The sequence below is a fragment of the Winogradskyella alexanderae genome, assembly GCF_020166335.1.
Taxonomy (GTDB): domain Bacteria; phylum Bacteroidota; class Bacteroidia; order Flavobacteriales; family Flavobacteriaceae; genus Winogradskyella; species Winogradskyella alexanderae.
On the sequence record NZ_JAIUJR010000002.1, the window covers coordinates 230,815 to 247,625 of the forward strand.

Genomic DNA, 16,811 nt, shown 5'->3' on the forward strand with positions numbered 1-16,811 from the left:
AAGTTTTTATAATTCCAAAATGGTATTTGCAATTGGTTTTCTGACCTTTTTGAGTGTTGCGAACATATCATCTTTTGAGCGGTATCCTACTGGCAATAATAGCACAGATCTTAGACCATATTCTTGCAAATTCAAGACCTTATCCAATTTTTCAGGAATAAAGCCCTCCATAGGGCAACTATCAATTTCTTCAACTGCACAAACCGTCATTAGATTACCTAAGGCAATATAGGCTTGTTTAGAAGCCCAATCTAACTTTTTAGATTCGGGCATAGATTCAATTGTTGATTTAAGCTGTTTCTTGAAAGGATCTAATATCTCGTCTGGTGTATTACGAATAGATTTAATTGTTTGATAATGTTCTTCGACATCATGTGCATCAATTTCACTTTGGATACATAAGACCAGTAAGTGTGATGCATCTACTACTTGTCGCTGACCATAAGCTACAGAAACTAAATTTTCTCTAATCTCCTTATTACTAACAATCACCATCTTTAACGTCTGGAGACCATAAGATAAAGCCGTAAGGTTAAAAGCTTCCTTTAGTGTATTAATTTGATTATCTGATAATTGTCTTGAGGAATCAAATTTTTTAGTGGCATAACGCCAATTTAATTTTTCTATAATAGACATCGCTCGTTATTTTTTGCAAAGATACGGACAACCTGCTAAAAATGTATCTTAATTTGCTAACTGCTTTGCCTCTTTTTTTTGTTCTCGTTCCAATTTTTTGAAATAACCTCTGAATAAAAAGTTATGCTTAAGCGCCTCCATGTTTTCATTGAACTTTGCAGTGCCTTCATCGATATTCTTTAATGTAGATTTTAGACCATTTACAAGAGATGTGTCCTTAACTAAATAATTGTAAGCCCCTTGACTTTCTTTGGTTTCTGCGATTAATTCATTTGTCTGTGCAATGACTTTTTCTATTTCTAAGCTCGAGTTTTCTAAATTAACAACTACATTTTTAAGTCTTTCTCCAGAAATAGTGTCATTCATAATCATACCCAAAACACTATCATCATTAGTTTTTAGTGATGCAATGATATCTTTGAGCTCATCGATTGTTTGTGACGCATGATAACTAGCTGTTTTAAGGTTCTTTACTGAAGATTTCAAATCTTGCGCCATCACAGTATCATTTAGCAATAAACCAACAGTACCTTTGCCATTGAGCATGGCAGAAGTGACATCTAATAAATCTGCTGTTAATATGGCGGCATTTTCAGAACCAACGCTTAATGTGCTTAGAATATCGTCAGCTCCAATTTTGCTGAAAGACTCAATAATGTCACCGTCATTAATTAACTCAGATTCTCCCCTACCCGGAACAATATTAACAATCATGTTGCCTACTAGGCCGTCCGAGCCAATAGTGGCAATAGCATTCTTCTTTATATGGGCAATAATGCCTTCTTGAATATTCATATCAACCCTAATGGTAGAGTCGTTTAACATATTTATATCTCTAACAGTGCCAATATTTATTCCGGAATACCTGACATTATTACCTCGCTGAAGTCCATTAACATTCTGAAAATATGAGCTTATTGTATATGTTTTATCAAACATATTTTGTCGCTGACCAATTAGATATACAGCCACAACAAAAATGATGGTTCCAAATATTACAAATAACCCAAGTTTTACCTTTTGTGTGTTTGTACGTTTCATAACTAATGTTTAAAAAATGCTTTTATTTTTGGGTCTTCGTTAGACGCCAGTTCCTCAAATGTGCCTGTTGCATAATCTATACCATCAATAAGCAATATCATTCTATCTGAAATTGCCCTTGCACAATCAACATCATGTGTTATTATAAGTGATGATGTTTTATACTTTTTCTGTATGTCTTGCATTAATAAAATTATCTCTTTAGCCGTGATTGGGTCCAAGCCACTCGTTGGCTCATCGTATAGAATTATCTTTGGTCGTAAAATAAGCGTTCTGGCTAATGCTATTCTGCGCTTCATACCACCAGACAATTCGGAGGGCATTAAATCTATTGCATTTAATAAACCAACATTTTCTAATGCCTCAGAAACTAATGCTTCCGTATCTATGTTGTCATCAAACTTATCCTTATGCCTTCTTAAAGGGAACTCTAGATTCTCTCTTACAGTCATAGAATCATAAAGTGCACTACCTTGAAATAAAAATCCGATATCTGCGCGCAAAATATCCAATGCCCTCTGATCTAGTCCTGTTATGTCTTTATTCATAACCCGAATTAAACCACTATCAGCTTCTAGCAAACCAACAAGACATTTTATCATTACAGATTTACCAGATCCAGATTTACCCATAATAACAAGGTTTTCGCCCTGATATAAGTTCATATTAAATCCTTTAAGCACATGATTATCTCCAAAGCTCTTTTTTAAATCTTTGATATGAAGTACAATTTCTTGATTTGATATTTGTAAATCTTTTCTCATAAATCATAAAAAATATCGGTTACAAATACCGCTATAAAATCAATTACAAAGAGCAAAAGTGAGGTTAAAACCACCGCAGAGTTTGCTGCCTTACCAACACCTTCAGTTCCTTTTTTACAATTATAGCCTTTATAACAACCTACGATTCCGATGGCTAGTCCAAAAAAGAAAGATTTGATTGTGGCTGGAATAATATCGCCAAACTCAAGAGCATCAAATACCTTATTAAAATACAACATAAATGACACATCCCCTTTTAAGTTTTCTACCAAATAAGAACCAAATAGCGCAATTGCATCTCCAAAAAGTACCAATAATGGCAACATTAAAGTAACGGCAAGCACTCTGGTAACTACCAAATACTTAAACGGATTTGTACCAGAGACTTCCATTGCATCAATCTGCTCAGTAACGCGCATTGAACCTAATTCTGCGCCAATGCCAGATCCTATTCTACCTGCACAAACCAATGCCGTTATAATTGGACCTATTTCCCGTACAATGGATATTCCGACCATAGAGGGCATCCAGGATTCAGCTCCAAACTCCATCAACGTTGGTCTTGTTTGAAGTGTTAAAACCAAGCCTATTATAAACCCAGTAATTCCCACTAATAATAACGATTTATTACCCATTTGATAGCACTGTCGCAACAGTTCTTTCACTTCAAAAGGTCGTTTAGCCACCTCGCTAAAAAATCGAGAGGTAAACGTGGCAATATCACCTGTTTCAATAAGGAATTTTAAAATACGTGATTTTATATTTTGCAAACCTTTCATGCTTTGGCATATGACTCAAAAGTATTGCATATTAGAGGTTCTTAAAATGACTACGGTCACTTGCTTTCTACTATTTAATAAGGCTGCCACCTATTTATTTTTAATAACTATGGAATAAAAAAAGTACTCTTCATTATTACCATAGGCTAATAAACTGATAAGCATCATTGTAATTTTTTCCCAAAATATAGACCTTTAAAATCATCACAAATACTTAGTAAAATGAAAACGAATGAAGAAATTAACTTTGTAGATAAAGTAATTAATGCACTTAGAAAGACAGCAGTTGAGCTTGAGGAATTTCAAGTTCAAGCAGCGTTAGGCAAAGCAGATGCAAAGGATAAATATGAAGATATAAAAAAGAAATTCAATCTTTTTATTCACGATAGCGAATACAAAATCAAAGGTATAAAGGAAAGAATTGAAGAAGTTAATACCATGTTTGATCAATTACGGGTGCAATTGGCTTTAGGCAAAGCTGAATCATTAGATGCCTATAAGAAACAGAAAAAGGAATTACTCGCCAAATTGCATGAAATTGAAAGTAAAATAAGAACTAACGAAACATTAAATCATATTTATGGTTTAGCACTCATTGAAATCGAAAAATTTAAAATTCAACTAGAAATCTTAGAACAGAAATACAGCACTGAAAAGGTCAAAGCAAAAGAAACATTTGAAAAAGGCAAGCAGGATTTTAATTCTTTTATTGAACATTTTAAAGGGAAATATGGAACCAAAAAAGAAGTAACTCAATTTGAACATTTCCAAAACGAAATTTCAGAAGCTTTTGATCATTTTAAGAAAGCATTTGCTAAACCCGTCTAAGACAAAGAAAGCACAGTATAAAAACTGTGCTTTTTTTAGATATCGTAGTCTCCCTTACTGATATTTAGCACCATTCCTGCGCCTAACATAACAGCAAGAGCAAAACTTGTCATACCAAGTACAGAGATTCCTTTCCATAAAGGAGTGATTTCAAAAATTATAAAAAGTGAAGCACCTACTATTAGAGTTACCATAATAAATGCAGCTATGAGTTGTTTGGTTATGCGTTGCAAGGTATGTATCATGGGGTCTATTCCTTTGTGCTTTAACTCTACCTTTACTTCCCCTGAATTTATTTTACGGATTGCATTTTTTAAATCTGCGGGAAACTCTTCCAAATAGTTTGCAAATTCGACAACTGAATTTGCCACTTTCTTACCCATTAAAATTGGATTATAAATCTTTGCGGCACTTTTACGCAGATAGGGTTTAACAATTTCAAATTGTTCTAATTCCGGGTGTAGCTTATTAATGACACCTTCTAATGTAACAAGTGAACGTGCAAATAAGAAAAAATAAGTGGGTACCTTGAGACCGTGCTCCATTATTATATCTTTTAATTCAAGTAAGATCGTACTAAGTTCGTTTTCGTGGGTTTCACGAACGTAGTATTTTTCTACAAATTCATTAATATCATATTCAAGCCTGCGCAAGTCTTCAATTGGTGCATTATTTGACAATTGTTGCAAAGCTTGAATAATACGCTTAACATCTTTTTCTGTAATTGCTAAAAAAAGTCTACCAAAAGTAGCTATATCTCTTGGGAGCATACTACCCATCATTCCAAAATCCAAATAGCAAATATGTCCGTTAGGTAACACAAAAAGATTACCAGGGTGAGGATCTGCATGGAAGAAACCATATTCAAAAATCTGTTTAAAATAACTTACAGACAATCTGTTGGCCAGAATTTTAGGGTCAAATTCTTTGTCTTTTAATTTTTGGATTTCGTGAATTTTTATTCCAGAAATATATTCTAAAGCTAAAACTTTTGATGTTGTAAACTCTTGGTATACTTTTGGCGCATGTGCAAATTGGTCTAAAGAAGTATCTGCCTCTAAATTATTGTAAAAACGCTGCACATTGATAGACTCGTTAATAAAATCAATTTCTTTTGTAATTGAATCTTCAAAATTGCGAACTAATCCAACTGGATCAAAACTCCTGAGCGATGGCATACGACGTTCGAGGACATCTGCAATTTTATACATCACCTTAATATCTTCTTGAATAATATCATGAATTCCTGATCGCTGAATTTTAAGGGCAACTCTTTTACCAGAATGTAAGGTTACTTTATGCACCTGTGCCATGGATGCTGATGCAAATGGCTTTGGATCAAACCATGCAAAGAGATTATTCACATCGTCATCTAACTCGGTTTCTACAACTCTTCTAGCCTCCTCTTCGGACATTGGAGGCACACAATCCTGAAGCTTTTCTAATTCATAAGTTAACTCTATTGGAACTAGGTCTGGGCGATTACTTAGAATCTGACCGAACTTTACAAATGTTGGTCCAAGCTCTTCACAAACCAATCTCATTTTTGCCCATTTACTGTAGGCCATAGCATGTTTACGTGAGGCTTTTGGGACAAGTTTACGCAATAGCGCATACTTATTGCTTTCTTCGAGATACTGAACCAAATCCTCAAAACCATATTTGAGTAACACTTTAAGGATCTCATTATATCTAGAAAGTGATTTAAAATTTTTACCTAATCCAGAAAAAATACTCATGCTATTCTTTTTCCAAATGATTAATACGCGCTTCAAGTAACGCCACTGTAGCATCCAGATCTTCGAGTTTTTCATTTAGTGACTTAATCTCATCTAGGTGAGCTACATTTATTTTTTTATAGAAGGCAACTACTTGTTTTTCAATCTTTTCGTTTAGTTGATCTTTTAGTTCTTGGGTCTTAGCAATTATATGTTCAAAAAACTCCATTTCATTGCCATTTTCATCAAGTTTGCGCTCTGCCATGAACTTGTTTAAATTTTCTTTACCTTTCTCTGACATATCACTAAGCTTGTCTAAAAGATGTGCATCTCTTGCCATAACATACAAGCTTGAACTCAAGGTTAGCAACTCTATAATTGTCTTAGTTTTCATGATTATAATTCTGATATATGCTTTCTTAAATGTATCGATTAAGCCACACCTCTAAAATGATTAAAATCATTTAAAATGAATTATATAAGTACTACTTTTAAAGTGTAATAAATTAAAATCACAGCCATGAAAACCCGCAATATCAAAGAAATTATGACCAAAAATGTGGTGTGTATTACTCCAGACCAGTTCCTCATAGATGTTAAACATATTTATGAAAAAAAAGACTTTCACCACCACATACCAGTTGTTGAAAACAACAAACTTGTAGGCATGGTTAGCCTTGTAGATTTTATGTACCATATTTCTGGTGCTGGGCTCAGCGACAACCATGAGGTGTATAAAACCTTGAAAGTAAAAGATATAATGTCTCCAAATCCATATTCGGTTAATACAAAAGCCACAATTAAAGATGTTGCATCCGTTTTAAAAGAGGGTAGATTTAGAGCTATACCAGTTTTAGAAGACAATAAGGTTGTAGGTATTGTATCTACTGCAGATATTATACAACACTTTTTGGAAATGGCCGAATCTGAGTAAAATTTAATATAAAGTCAACAACAAATTGGAAGTTAATCATTTCAGTTTTTGATTAGCTCATTTTCAGATGTCATTTGTTTTTCCCACTGGTTTAAATTGTAAATGGTAGTCTCTGCGATATTGGTTAAAGCCTCATGAGTTAAATAGGCATGATGCCCAGTAATAAGAACATTCGGATAGGCATTAAGTTGCATAAGCATTACATCGTCCGGTATCTCGTTAGATCGGTCTTTAAAAAAGATACCTCTTTCGTTTTCAAATACATCTATACCAAGTGCACCTATATTACCTTTCTTCAGCGCTTCAATTATATCTTCAGTTTTAATTACAGCTCCTCTGGCTGTGTTAATGATAATCACATTTGGCTTCATTAACGAAATAAGGTCTTCATCTATCAAATAATATGTGTCTGAATTTAATGGTACATGAATACTAATAATATCTGACAGTTCACAAAGCTCGGTCAACGAAGTATACCGGAGGTCATAGTCTTCAACCAAACGTTGATCCTCATCAATATCATAACCTATTAATTTGCACCCAAAACCATTAAAAATCTTTGCCGTTACGGAGCCTATTCTACCAGTACCTATAATGCCTACTGTTTTGTTATTGAGGTCTATGCCAACTAAATTGTCTAAATTAAAGTTATAAGCTTTAACTCTATTATTAGATTCTATCAATCTTCTATTTAAAGCTAACAATAAGCTGATGGCATGCTCTGCAATAGCATATGGGGAATAAGCTGGCACGTTAGCTACCTTTATACCTAATCTAGATGCAGCTTTTAAATTAACATTGTCATGCCCCACAGAACGTAATGCAATGTACTTAACACCAAACTCTTTAAGTTTCTCTATAGTAATAAAACAGGCTTCATCTGCAGAGAAAATAGATATTGCATCGTAGCCAATTGCTTGAACTGCAGATTTAGAATTCAATAAATCCTCAATAAATTTTATTTGATGTCTATTACCATTGGCTTTCTCTAGGTAGGGAATTTCAAAAGCTTTTGCACTATAAACAAGAACTTTCATTTTGTAATTGTTTGAAATAATTATTTAAAACTAGGGATATTATGGTAGTACTGAAATGATTTTGCTCACTTTAGTAATTGATAAAACACTAAATGGCAATTCATGCTATATTGAATACTAATTTGCCATTTCTTTTTCATAAATTAACTTTCTAAATGTTAACAGGTTACGATGACACACGAATTGGCAAATATTTTTCAAAAAGCACGCATTAATGACCAATTAGGAATTAAATGCGTATTAGCAACCGTTGTACATTTGGAAGGCTCTTCATATAGAAAGCCTGGAGTAAGAATGCTTATTTGTGAAAATGGCAGTATGACAGGTGCCGTGAGTGGCGGCTGTGTTGAAAATGAAATTAAAAGACGCGCATCATCTGTATTTAGTGATGGTAGCCCCAAAGTGATTTCTTATGATGGTAGATATCGGTTAGGTTGTGAAGGCATCTTGCATATTTTAATTGAACCTATTCGTATTTCAGATGCATTCTTAAACTACTTTGAAGGTGTTCTAAAAAAACGTGCTGTATTTAAAATAGATTCGTATTATGAAATTGGAGATGAAATAACAGGCCATTTTGGAAGTACAATTCATTTTGAAAATAGGAGTTTCAAATTATACAACGATTCAGAAATTCATCATCAAGATGATCTACAAATTTTTTCACAAAACTTAAATCCTTTATTTAGACTTATGATTATTGGCGCAGAGCACGATGCCGCAAAATTGTGCGAGACAGCAAGCCTTTTAGGGTGGGAAGTAACCATTATTACCTCAGCGAAAAACCCAAAAGAACTGAAGGATTTTCCTGGTGCAAAGTTCGTTAAATATCAAGAACCAGAATTACTCGAAAAAAATATTGATGAATATACCGCCGTTGTATTAATGAATCATAATTATGCCTTAGACCTAAAGTATTTGTTGCGATTGCATCAAGAAAAAATTCGTTATTTGGGTGTTTTAGGTTCAGCAAAAAGACGGGAACAATTAAAAAATGATTTATTAAACTACGCATCGAATATAGACTTAGACTTTTTTGAATCTATCTACAGCCCAGCCGGCTTGAATATTGGCGCTATTACACCAGAAGAAATTGGTTTATCCATAGTGTCTGAAATTTTGTCGGTTTTTAGAGATAAAGAAGCTTATTCTCTAAGAGAGATAGCAAAGTATAATTAAACAATAATACCAATTGGGTACTGCAATACTTGTTCTTGCCGCTGGAAAATCGAATAGAATGGGCTCTCCAAAGCAACTATTAAAATTTGGAGAGACAACAATGCTTGGTACGGTTGTCAATAACAGTTTAACTTCTAAAGCGAACGCTGTAATTGTTGTAATAGGTGCTTATGCAGAAGAAATAAAAATTGGCTTACCTAAAACCATTCAAGTGGTTGTGAATGATGAATTTGAAACTGGATTGAGTTCAAGTATCAAGAAAGGCGTAAGACGTCTTTTAGACTTTGATTCTATATTAATAGCGCTTGGTGATCAACCTTTTGTAAGCTCAAGTTATTTTAATGAAATGATGGAACTTGGTGCTAAAAACCCAAACAAAATAATCGCGTCAGAATACATTAAACACAATGGAGTACCTGCGCTTTTCCCTAAAAAGTTTTTTAAAGATCTATTAAGGGTAAGTGGAGATAAAGGTGCAAAAATGCTCTTAAATTCTGATGAATATCCTGTTTTAATCTTAAAATCAACAGTAAATCTTTTCGATGTGGATACACCGGAGGATTATAATATTTTAGACAAAAACAAATAAGGTGTCAAATGATAAAATTTCAAAATAAAGAGAAAAATACCATTATTTTGGACGATATAGGTTCTCTTGAAATTTACAAAAACAAAGCATTTCATGAACTAATAAGACGACTTACCACTCCCTAAACAGATAGCACTTCTAGTCTTTTTTTTGTAGTTAAAGAATCCTGTTTAGAAGATTTCCGAAATAAATATGAACTTACCAATACTGAGGTTTTTAATTTGAAAGAATTTAAACAAAAGTTTTATACTCCCAAGTAACTTATTGTTAATATTTTAGGAAGAAAGTTAAAATCTATTCTATTATTGCTTAACTTTAGCTAAACTTCACTTCCTATGGCAAACTATAATTTAAAGGTAAACGGAAAAGTTTACAATGTTAACTCCGATGATGATGTGCCATTATTATGGGTACTTAGAGATGAACTTAATTTAGTTGGAACTAAATATGGATGCGGTATTGGCCTTTGTGGAACATGTACCGTGCATATCAATGGCATTGCAACACGCAGTTGCTTGTTACCAGCCTCAAGACTTGAAGGTTCTGAAATAACAACTATTGAAGGCCTTGAAACAGACAAATTACATCCTGTACAAGAGGCATGGAAGGAATTAGACGTACCGCAATGCGGTTATTGCCAAACTGGCCAAATCATGACCGCCACGTCCTTTTTGAAACAAAATCCTAATCCTAATAAGGATGAAATTAGAAATGCTATGAATGGTAATTTGTGCAGATGTGCTAGTTACAATCGAATAGAAAAAGCGGTCGCTTTGGCTGCAAAGAAAATGTCTTAAGCTAAAATATTATGGAAAATCAAAACAAATTAACATTTAGCAGACGAAATTTTATTCGAACTTCTGCATTAGCCAGTGGAGGACTATTAATTGGATTCAATTTTTTCAACTCTTGTAAAGACGCCGTTAAGCCTCCTGTAGATATTTCAAAATTAAATTTTAATGATTTTAATGCGTTTATAAAAATTGCCGATAATGGTTATGTAACCATTTTTTCGCCTAATCCTGAAATTGGTCAAGGGGTAAAAACATCCATGCCTATGATCATTGCCGAAGAATTAGATGTTCCATGGAGTCACGTAAGTGTAGAACAGGGTGCATTAGATACCAAAAACTTTGTAAGGCAAGTAGCTGGCGGAAGTCAATCAATAAGATTTGGTTGGGATGCGCTCAGACAAACGGGAGCCACAGCAAAACAAATGTTAGTTAATGCTGCGGCAGTAAAATGGGGTGTAGAGGCAAGTACATGTAGTGCCAAGGATGGAATCATAATAAACGCCAGTGGCGAAAAACTTGGTTATGGCGATGTTGTAAATGAAGCGGCTCAGTTAGAAATACCAGAAAATGTAACACTAAAATCTCCTAGAGACTATAAGATAATTGGAAAAGATGCTATCAATGTGGACATGGACAAAATTATCACAGGTAAGCCTTTGTTTGGTTCAGATTATGTTGTTGACGGTATGCTTTATGCAACAGTACTGAGACCCCCTGCGTTTGGACAGGTTTTAGAATCGTTTGATGCTTCTGAGGCTAAAGCTTTATCTGGTGTGGTCGATGTGATAACAATTGGTGAAAAAGCCAGAAACTACTTAAATCAAGATAATTTTGACCCCTCTTCGCATTGGACTGTTCGGTTAAGTGAATCAGATAAAGTAGTTGTTTTAGCTAAAACTACATGGGATGCTATTAAAGGGAAAAAAGCAATAAAAGCTGTTTGGAAGGATAGTTTTAATGAAGAAAGTTCAGATGTTCACGATGAAGTATTAAATGATCTGCTTAACGGGAACAAATTTGATACAAGAAGGTCCGATGGTAATGTAAAACAAGCTTTTGCAAATGCAGATAAAGTTATTGAACGTGTTTACGAGTCGCCATTTCTACCTCATACTTGTATGGAACCTATGAACTTTTTCGCTGATATAACTGCTGAAAAAGTACATCTAGTAGGCCCAATCCAAACACCAGAAGCAGCAGCAAAGGTTGTAGCATCCTTACTAAATCGAAAACTTGATGACATCCATATAGATATGACGAGAATGGGTGGAGGATTTGGTAGGCGCCTCTATGGTGATTTCGTTTATGAAGTAGCAGAAATTGCAGATAAGGTAAAACAACCTGTTAAGTTAATCTCGACAAGAGAGGATGATATGGCAACAGGAGTCTACCGACCCGCTATAAAATATAAAATCGCTGCCTCCATAAAGGATGGAGAGATTACTGGTTATCATTTAAAAGAAGCTGCCGTTAACAGTAATATGTATGGATTAATACCTAACTTTTTTCCAGCTGGAGCCATAGAGAACTATCAGGTTGATACTGCAAATTTCCAAAGTAAAATAACAACAGGTGCTTGGCGTGCACCGTATACAAATTTCCTAGGGTTTGCTGAACAAAGTTTTTTTGATGAATTAGCAGATGCTGTTGGTAAAGACCCTGTTCAATTAAGATTAGATCTTTTAAAGAATGTCAAAGATGGGGAAGATAAGTCTATAGAGTATTCAGCCAAACGAATGACGGACACCATAAAATTGGCAGCCGAAAAGGGCAATTGGGGTAATCCTGGGAGAAACAAATACCAAGGTTTCGCTGCCTACTATAGCCATAATACACATGTGGCTGAAGTAGTTGAAATCTCTTTGGATAATAGCCGTCCAGTTATTGAAAAAGTAACTGTTGCTGTAGATTGCGGGATAGTTATTAATCCTACAGGAGCAAAAAACCAAATAGAAGGTGGTGTATTAGACGGTATAGGTCATGCAATGTATGGTGATTTTAATTTTAAGAATGGTAAACCTCAAAATCTTAATTTCGATTCGTATCGTCTCATTAGTATAAAAGATACACCAATAGTAGAGACGTTTTTTGTTGAAAATGATTTGTCGCCAACAGGATTAGGTGAGCCAGGTCTTCCACCTGCAGGTGGTGCACTTGCTAATGCTATAAAAGCTGCAACAGATCAAATACTTTTAAAACAACCCTTTATTAAATCTTTGAAAAATCGAAAAACAGACTTGAGTGTTTAAAAAAATAAAGGCTTTACTATTCAAGTAAAGCCTTTCTTTTGCGGAGAAAGAGGGATTCGAACCCCCGGAGGTGTGACCCTCGCCGGTTTTCAAGACCGGTGCATTCGACCACTCTGCCATTTCTCCATTAGCGAACGCAAATATAAAACCCTTTTTTATGTAGGCAAAGATTTTTATTATGTTTTTTGCAAGAGCTAATGAGTTTATAAATAAAATTAGAAACATTTATCAAAGCATCGTATTTTCGGCACAATAAATGATTACTTATACGTTATTACAGAAATTGATATCCATGAAAAATCATCTTGTCATACTTCTTATGGTGTTTTGCTCAATTGGCTTTGCTCAAAATAATACTATACCAATTGGCGAAAAACTTGTTTACACTGCCACCTACAATATGTCAGGCATTTTAACCAATATTGCACAAGTTAAAATGGAAACAAGTGAGGTAAAAACATCCAAGAGTTCATTACTTAGACTAAAATGTACGGCTGCAACATACAAAAAATGGGATAACTTTTTTAAAATAAGAGACCTCTATGAAAGTTATGTAAATCCAAAAACGCTAACACCTTACTTATATAAAAGAGATATCAGCGAAGGAGGCTATTACAAATTTATGCAATACAAATACAGCCATAAATCCAAAACCGTTCAAAGCCTTCGGAAAAAAAAGAGAAAAGATGGCACTATCTGGGAAACAAAAAAAACAGTTAACGTAAGCCCAAATACCAAAGATCTTGTAGCCACACTTTATAGTATAAGAAATTTGGATATACATAAGGCAAGTCCTGGCGATCAGCAAGATTTTACAGTATTATTTGACAATGAAGAAACGATAGTTACTATAAGATATGTTTCAAAAGAAAGTATTAACACAAACATTGGTAGAAAGGAGTGCTATAAATTAGCAATAGCTGTTAAAGGTAGTGATGTATTACAAGGGAACAATTCTAATTTGATCTGGCTTACAGCAGACCAGAATAAAATTCCCGTTTATGCAAAATTTAAAATTCCTGTTGGCAATGGTGAGTTAAAAATAGAATCGGCAACTGGCTTAAAATATTAAAATATGAAACGAGTTTTTATTGTTTTAGGATTTATTACTGCAATTTTAGCCACTATTCTGGCGGTAACACCGTTATCTAACCTAGCCATAATTCCCATAATTGTCGCATTTTTATGTGGATTAGTAATTTTATTTATTTCCAGAAAACAGAACACTAAACCTAAGAGTATTCAGTACATTTTTATTTTGGTTATAATTTCATTAGGGCTAACCATATATAAAAGTGTTTTTAACAAACCCGAAATAGGAGATACAGAACAACTTGAACAAAGAGCCGAAGAAAACCTTGAGGACTCAAAAGAAATACTTGAAGAAATAGAAATAGATGAAGATTTTTGAGTCTTTAATTAGTCTGTTTAAATTTTCTCAATTTTTTGATTTACATTTGGGCAAATCACAACCTTACCTATGAAATTTTTGTACGCCTCGCTTCTAGTATTAGTTGGCTCATGTGCAACAATTAGGCACAGCGACAAAATCGAGAATTTAAAGAATGGTATCACTTTTGAGGACAAGGAAATTGTTCAAAAATATCTTAAAACCATTTCTGAAAGTGAATTAGAGGCGCATGTTGTCAATTTCTCAGATGACAAGTTTTTAGGGCGTAAAACTGGTGAAAAGGGGCATTTCGAGGCTTGTGATTACCTGAGGTCATTTTACATATCTCAAGATATAAGTGCTCCAATTACTCATCCTGATTATTTTCAAACTGTACCAAAAGGAGCGCTACCAGAAGATATTGAAAATGATTCTCAAAATGTAATTGCCTTTATCGAAGGTTCAGAATTCCCTGATGAATACATTTATATCGCAGCACACTCCGATCATGAAGGTGTAATTGATGGGGAAATATATAATGGTGCAGATGACAATGGTTCAGGTACAGCTGCTGTTTTAGAAATGGCTGAGGCTTTTAATCTAGCAGTTAAAGATGGTTTTAGACCGAAACGTAGTATTGTGTTTTTGCATGTTACAGCAGAAGAAATTGGTTTACATGGCTCAAGATATTATGTTAGAAATCCTATTTTTCCACTAGAAAACACCATTGCGACCTTAAATATAGATATGATTGGAAGAGTTGATAAAATCCATTCTGATAGCAAAAACTATGTCTATTTAATTGGTGCAGACAGGATAAGTACAGAACTTCACTATATAGCACAAAAGGCCAATTCAACATTTACTAATTTAGAGTTGGACTATACGTTTAATGATGAAAAAGATATAAATCGATATTATTACAGATCAGACCATTATAATTTTGCAGTTAATGGAATTCCTGTTATATTTTTCTTCAATGGTGAGCATGAGGATTACACTAAACCTACGGATACAGCAGATAAAATTAATTACCCTTTATTAACCAAAAGAACCAAATTAATATTTGCAACTGCATGGTATTTGGCCAACTCTGAAAAAAAATTGAATCCAGAGATAATTTGAGTTAAAGTTTGTTAAAAGGATTTTGACCTGCTAAGTCAAGGGACCTAATTTTCGTAATTTAGGCTTCATTAATTAAAATAATTGTACTTAAATGAAAAAGTTTTTTCTTTTACTATGTGTTGGCTTTTTATTCACTACCTGCGGCACATCCACTAAAACCGCACAATCTCAATCTGTTAATTCAGAAATCATTGCAAATGAGATAAGCAATCCCGCTAAATACGCTTCTTCAATTACATCAGACGAATTAAGAGAGATGTTATACAAATATGCATCTGATGAATTTGAAGGTAGAGAGACAGGTGAAAAAGGTCAAAAACTTGCTGTAGAGTACTTAAAGGCACAATATCAGGAAATGAAAATTCCTTCGCCATGTAAAGGCGATGACTACTTCCAAGAAGTCCCTCTCGAAAAGCAAAAAGTTGGGGAAGCAAATTTGACTGTAAACGGTAAGGAATTTGAAAACTTTGATGACATGGTTGCGTTATCGGTTTCAGAATCGATGATTGAATCAATTAATGAAATTATTTATGTTGGATATGGAATTCACGCCGACAATTATTCTGATTATGAAAAAATAGATGTAAAAGGAAAAGTAGTTTTGGCAAAAGCGGGTGAACCTAAAGATGCTGATGGAAACTATATAACATCTGGTACTAAAGAAAATACAAAGTGGACCAATGGTCGCCAATCCCTCTCAAGCAAAAGAGATGCAGCAATAGAAAATGGTGCAAAAGGACTATTATATCTAGACGATAATTTGTTCTCTAGATACTCAAGATATTTCAAACGTCAATCTGAATCTCGTACAGCCGGAAGATTAGCACTAAAAAGTGAAGAAAATGGTATGTATATGATAATGATTAGCGAAAATGTGGCATCTGCTATTTTACCAGATATAGAAAACAACAGTACACCAAAAGCATTGCAATCGAATATTAAGTTAAATGTTACAAATAATTCATTAAGCGTAGACTCTGAAAATGTTGTTGCCTTTATCGAAGGTTCTGAAAAACCGAATGAAATTTTGGTTATTTCTGCACATTTGGATCATGAGGGTGTAAAAGATGATAAAGTTTATAATGGCGCCGATGACGATGGATCAGGAACTGTTGCTATACTAGAAATTGCAGAAGCATTTAAAATTGCAAAAGATGCGGGTAAAGGGCCAAAACGTTCCATTTTATTTTTACATGTTACTGGAGAAGAAAAAGGACTTTTAGGCTCAAGATATTATACTGATATTAATCCTATTTTTCCTTTAGAAAATACAGTTGTTAATTTAAATATAGATATGATAGGGCGCACAGATCCCAAACGAAAAGAGGGGAGTCGAAATTATGTTTATTTAATTGGCAGCGATAAGCTTAGTACAGATTTGCACAATCTATCCGAAGCCGTCAACAAAAAATACGCTAATATAGAATTAGACTATACTTACAATGACGAAAACGACCCTAATAGATATTATTACAGATCAGATCACTATAATTTTGCCAAGAATAATATACCCGTAATTTTCTATTTTAACGGAACTCACGATGATTATCACCAGCCAAGTGACACACCAGATAAGATAGAGTATGATTTATTGGAGAACAGAACGCGACTAGTATTTTACACAGCTTGGGAAATTGCTAATCGAGATGAACGAATCGTAGTAGACAAAGTCACAAGGCCATAATTAAACAGATAAAAATGTAAAGCTTATTCAAAAAGAATTGGCTTTATTATTTAGGCACAAAAAA

The 16,811-nt window shown here is 34.0% G+C and carries 17 protein-coding genes and 1 tRNA gene; 10 read left to right on the forward strand and 8 right to left on the reverse strand.

All coding sequences use genetic code 11. The features are described 5' to 3' along the window. Positions 1 to 6: 6 nt before the first annotated feature. Genes LBU54_RS04460 through LBU54_RS04475 form a run of 4 tightly spaced genes read right to left on the reverse strand, consistent with a single transcriptional unit; the run spans position 7 to position 3,220 of the window. Positions 7 to 636, reverse strand: a complete 630-nt coding sequence (locus LBU54_RS04460) for an NAD(P)H-dependent oxidoreductase (RefSeq protein ID WP_224526441.1) — start codon at positions 634 to 636, stop codon at positions 7 to 9. 48 nt (positions 637 to 684) lie between these two features. Beyond that, on the reverse strand, positions 685 to 1,677 hold the full coding sequence (locus tag LBU54_RS04465) for an MlaD family protein (RefSeq protein WP_224526444.1): 993 nt from the start codon (positions 1,675 to 1,677) through the stop codon (positions 685 to 687). A 2-nt stretch (positions 1,678 to 1,679) separates the two neighbouring features. After that, positions 1,680 to 2,441, reverse strand: coding sequence for an ABC transporter ATP-binding protein (locus LBU54_RS04470; protein ID WP_224526447.1), 762 nt, complete (start codon positions 2,439 to 2,441; stop codon positions 1,680 to 1,682). After that, positions 2,438 to 3,220: an MlaE family ABC transporter permease gene (locus LBU54_RS04475; RefSeq protein WP_224526450.1), complete on the reverse strand. Its 783-nt coding sequence runs from the start codon at positions 3,218 to 3,220 to the stop codon at positions 2,438 to 2,440. Before LBU54_RS04475 ends, LBU54_RS04470 begins: the two co-directional genes overlap by 4 nt. A 222-nt stretch (positions 3,221 to 3,442) precedes the next feature. Between LBU54_RS04475 and LBU54_RS04480 the strand changes: the two genes are divergently transcribed. Further along, complete coding sequence (locus tag LBU54_RS04480; RefSeq protein ID WP_224526453.1) at positions 3,443 to 4,048, forward strand: hypothetical protein; 606 nt, start codon at positions 3,443 to 3,445, stop codon at positions 4,046 to 4,048. 35 nt (positions 4,049 to 4,083) lie between these two features. On the opposite strand, the gene LBU54_RS04485 is transcribed toward LBU54_RS04480, so the two are convergent. After that, positions 4,084 to 5,787 (reverse strand): ABC1 kinase family protein, encoded by a 1,704-nt coding sequence (locus LBU54_RS04485; RefSeq protein WP_224526456.1) that lies wholly within the window; start codon positions 5,785 to 5,787, stop codon positions 4,084 to 4,086. Between the two features lies 1 nt (position 5,788). After that, complete coding sequence (locus tag LBU54_RS04490) at positions 5,789 to 6,160, reverse strand: hypothetical protein (RefSeq protein WP_224526459.1); 372 nt, start codon at positions 6,158 to 6,160, stop codon at positions 5,789 to 5,791. Positions 6,161 to 6,286: 126 nt separating this feature from the next. On the opposite strand from LBU54_RS04490, the gene LBU54_RS04495 reads away from it, so the two are divergent. After that, positions 6,287 to 6,700: a CBS domain-containing protein gene (locus LBU54_RS04495; RefSeq protein ID WP_224526462.1), complete on the forward strand. Its 414-nt coding sequence runs from the start codon at positions 6,287 to 6,289 to the stop codon at positions 6,698 to 6,700. 41 nt (positions 6,701 to 6,741) lie between these two features. Here LBU54_RS04495 and LBU54_RS04500 read toward each other — a convergent pair whose 3' ends face one another. Further along, positions 6,742 to 7,737 carry a 2-hydroxyacid dehydrogenase gene (locus tag LBU54_RS04500; protein ID WP_224526465.1) on the reverse strand — a complete coding sequence of 332 codons (996 nt, stop codon included), beginning with the start codon at positions 7,735 to 7,737 and terminating at the stop codon, positions 6,742 to 6,744. A 171-nt stretch (positions 7,738 to 7,908) separates the two neighbouring features. On the opposite strand from LBU54_RS04500, the gene LBU54_RS04505 reads away from it, so the two are divergent. From LBU54_RS04505 to LBU54_RS04520, 4 genes are all read left to right on the forward strand, one after another. Beyond that, a complete protein-coding gene (locus tag LBU54_RS04505; protein ID WP_224526468.1) occupies positions 7,909 to 8,916 on the forward strand; it encodes an XdhC family protein in 1,008 nt (335 codons plus the stop codon). A 13-nt stretch (positions 8,917 to 8,929) separates the two neighbouring features. After that, the gene (locus tag LBU54_RS04510) at positions 8,930 to 9,505 is read left to right on the forward strand and encodes a nucleotidyltransferase family protein (protein WP_224526471.1); all 576 of its coding nucleotides are present in this window, start codon (positions 8,930 to 8,932) and stop codon (positions 9,503 to 9,505) included. A gap of 335 nt (positions 9,506 to 9,840) precedes the next feature. Then, positions 9,841 to 10,302 (forward strand): (2Fe-2S)-binding protein, encoded by a 462-nt coding sequence (locus tag LBU54_RS04515; RefSeq protein ID WP_224526474.1) that lies wholly within the window; start codon positions 9,841 to 9,843, stop codon positions 10,300 to 10,302. Between the two features lie 11 nt (positions 10,303 to 10,313). Further along, the gene (locus LBU54_RS04520) at positions 10,314 to 12,548 is read left to right on the forward strand and encodes a xanthine dehydrogenase family protein molybdopterin-binding subunit (RefSeq protein WP_224526476.1); all 2,235 of its coding nucleotides are present in this window, start codon (positions 10,314 to 10,316) and stop codon (positions 12,546 to 12,548) included. 41 nt (positions 12,549 to 12,589) lie between these two features. Here the strand turns inward: LBU54_RS04520 and LBU54_RS04525 are convergent. Next, positions 12,590 to 12,674 (reverse strand) — tRNA-Ser (locus LBU54_RS04525). Between the two features lie 166 nt (positions 12,675 to 12,840). Between LBU54_RS04525 and LBU54_RS04530 the strand changes: the two genes are divergently transcribed. The 4 genes from LBU54_RS04530 to LBU54_RS04545 all read left to right on the forward strand — a co-directional run bounded on the left by LBU54_RS04530 (position 12,841) and on the right by LBU54_RS04545 (position 16,747). Beyond that, positions 12,841 to 13,620 (forward strand): DUF3108 domain-containing protein, encoded by a 780-nt coding sequence (locus tag LBU54_RS04530; protein WP_224526479.1) that lies wholly within the window; start codon positions 12,841 to 12,843, stop codon positions 13,618 to 13,620. Between the two features lie 3 nt (positions 13,621 to 13,623). Next, a complete protein-coding gene (locus LBU54_RS04535; protein ID WP_224526482.1) occupies positions 13,624 to 13,959 on the forward strand; it encodes an FUSC family protein in 336 nt (111 codons plus the stop codon). 69 nt (positions 13,960 to 14,028) lie between these two features. Next, positions 14,029 to 15,063 (forward strand): M28 family metallopeptidase, encoded by a 1,035-nt coding sequence (locus LBU54_RS04540; protein WP_224526484.1) that lies wholly within the window; start codon positions 14,029 to 14,031, stop codon positions 15,061 to 15,063. A gap of 91 nt (positions 15,064 to 15,154) precedes the next feature. Then, positions 15,155 to 16,747, forward strand: coding sequence for a M28 family peptidase (locus LBU54_RS04545; protein ID WP_224526487.1), 1,593 nt, complete (start codon positions 15,155 to 15,157; stop codon positions 16,745 to 16,747). Positions 16,748 to 16,811: the final 64 nt, after the last annotated feature.

What these genes read in the sequence shown, in the direction of transcription:
- LBU54_RS04460 (WP_224526441.1), bottom strand. Translation starts at nt 636, where the DNA reads ATGTCTATTATAGAAAAATTAAATTGGCGTTATGCCACTAAAAAATTT.
- LBU54_RS04465 (WP_224526444.1), bottom strand. Translation starts at nt 1,677, where the DNA reads ATGAAACGTACAAACACACAAAAGGTAAAACTTGGGTTATTTGTAATA.
- LBU54_RS04470 (WP_224526447.1), bottom strand. Translation starts at nt 2,441, where the DNA reads ATGAGAAAAGATTTACAAATATCAAATCAAGAAATTGTACTTCATATC.
- LBU54_RS04475 (WP_224526450.1), bottom strand. Translation starts at nt 3,220, where the DNA reads ATGAAAGGTTTGCAAAATATAAAATCACGTATTTTAAAATTCCTTATT.
- LBU54_RS04480 (WP_224526453.1), top strand. Translation starts at nt 3,443, where the DNA reads ATGAAAACGAATGAAGAAATTAACTTTGTAGATAAAGTAATTAATGCA.
- LBU54_RS04485 (WP_224526456.1), bottom strand. Translation starts at nt 5,787, where the DNA reads ATGAGTATTTTTTCTGGATTAGGTAAAAATTTTAAATCACTTTCTAGA.
- LBU54_RS04490 (WP_224526459.1), bottom strand. Translation starts at nt 6,160, where the DNA reads ATGAAAACTAAGACAATTATAGAGTTGCTAACCTTGAGTTCAAGCTTG.
- LBU54_RS04495 (WP_224526462.1), top strand. Translation starts at nt 6,287, where the DNA reads ATGAAAACCCGCAATATCAAAGAAATTATGACCAAAAATGTGGTGTGT.
- LBU54_RS04500 (WP_224526465.1), bottom strand. Translation starts at nt 7,737, where the DNA reads ATGAAAGTTCTTGTTTATAGTGCAAAAGCTTTTGAAATTCCCTACCTA.
- LBU54_RS04505 (WP_224526468.1), top strand. Translation starts at nt 7,909, where the DNA reads ATGACACACGAATTGGCAAATATTTTTCAAAAAGCACGCATTAATGAC.
- LBU54_RS04515 (WP_224526474.1), top strand. Translation starts at nt 9,841, where the DNA reads ATGGCAAACTATAATTTAAAGGTAAACGGAAAAGTTTACAATGTTAAC.
- LBU54_RS04520 (WP_224526476.1), top strand. Translation starts at nt 10,314, where the DNA reads ATGGAAAATCAAAACAAATTAACATTTAGCAGACGAAATTTTATTCGA.
- LBU54_RS04530 (WP_224526479.1), top strand. Translation starts at nt 12,841, where the DNA reads ATGAAAAATCATCTTGTCATACTTCTTATGGTGTTTTGCTCAATTGGC.
- LBU54_RS04535 (WP_224526482.1), top strand. Translation starts at nt 13,624, where the DNA reads ATGAAACGAGTTTTTATTGTTTTAGGATTTATTACTGCAATTTTAGCC.
- LBU54_RS04540 (WP_224526484.1), top strand. Translation starts at nt 14,029, where the DNA reads ATGAAATTTTTGTACGCCTCGCTTCTAGTATTAGTTGGCTCATGTGCA.
- LBU54_RS04545 (WP_224526487.1), top strand. Translation starts at nt 15,155, where the DNA reads ATGAAAAAGTTTTTTCTTTTACTATGTGTTGGCTTTTTATTCACTACC.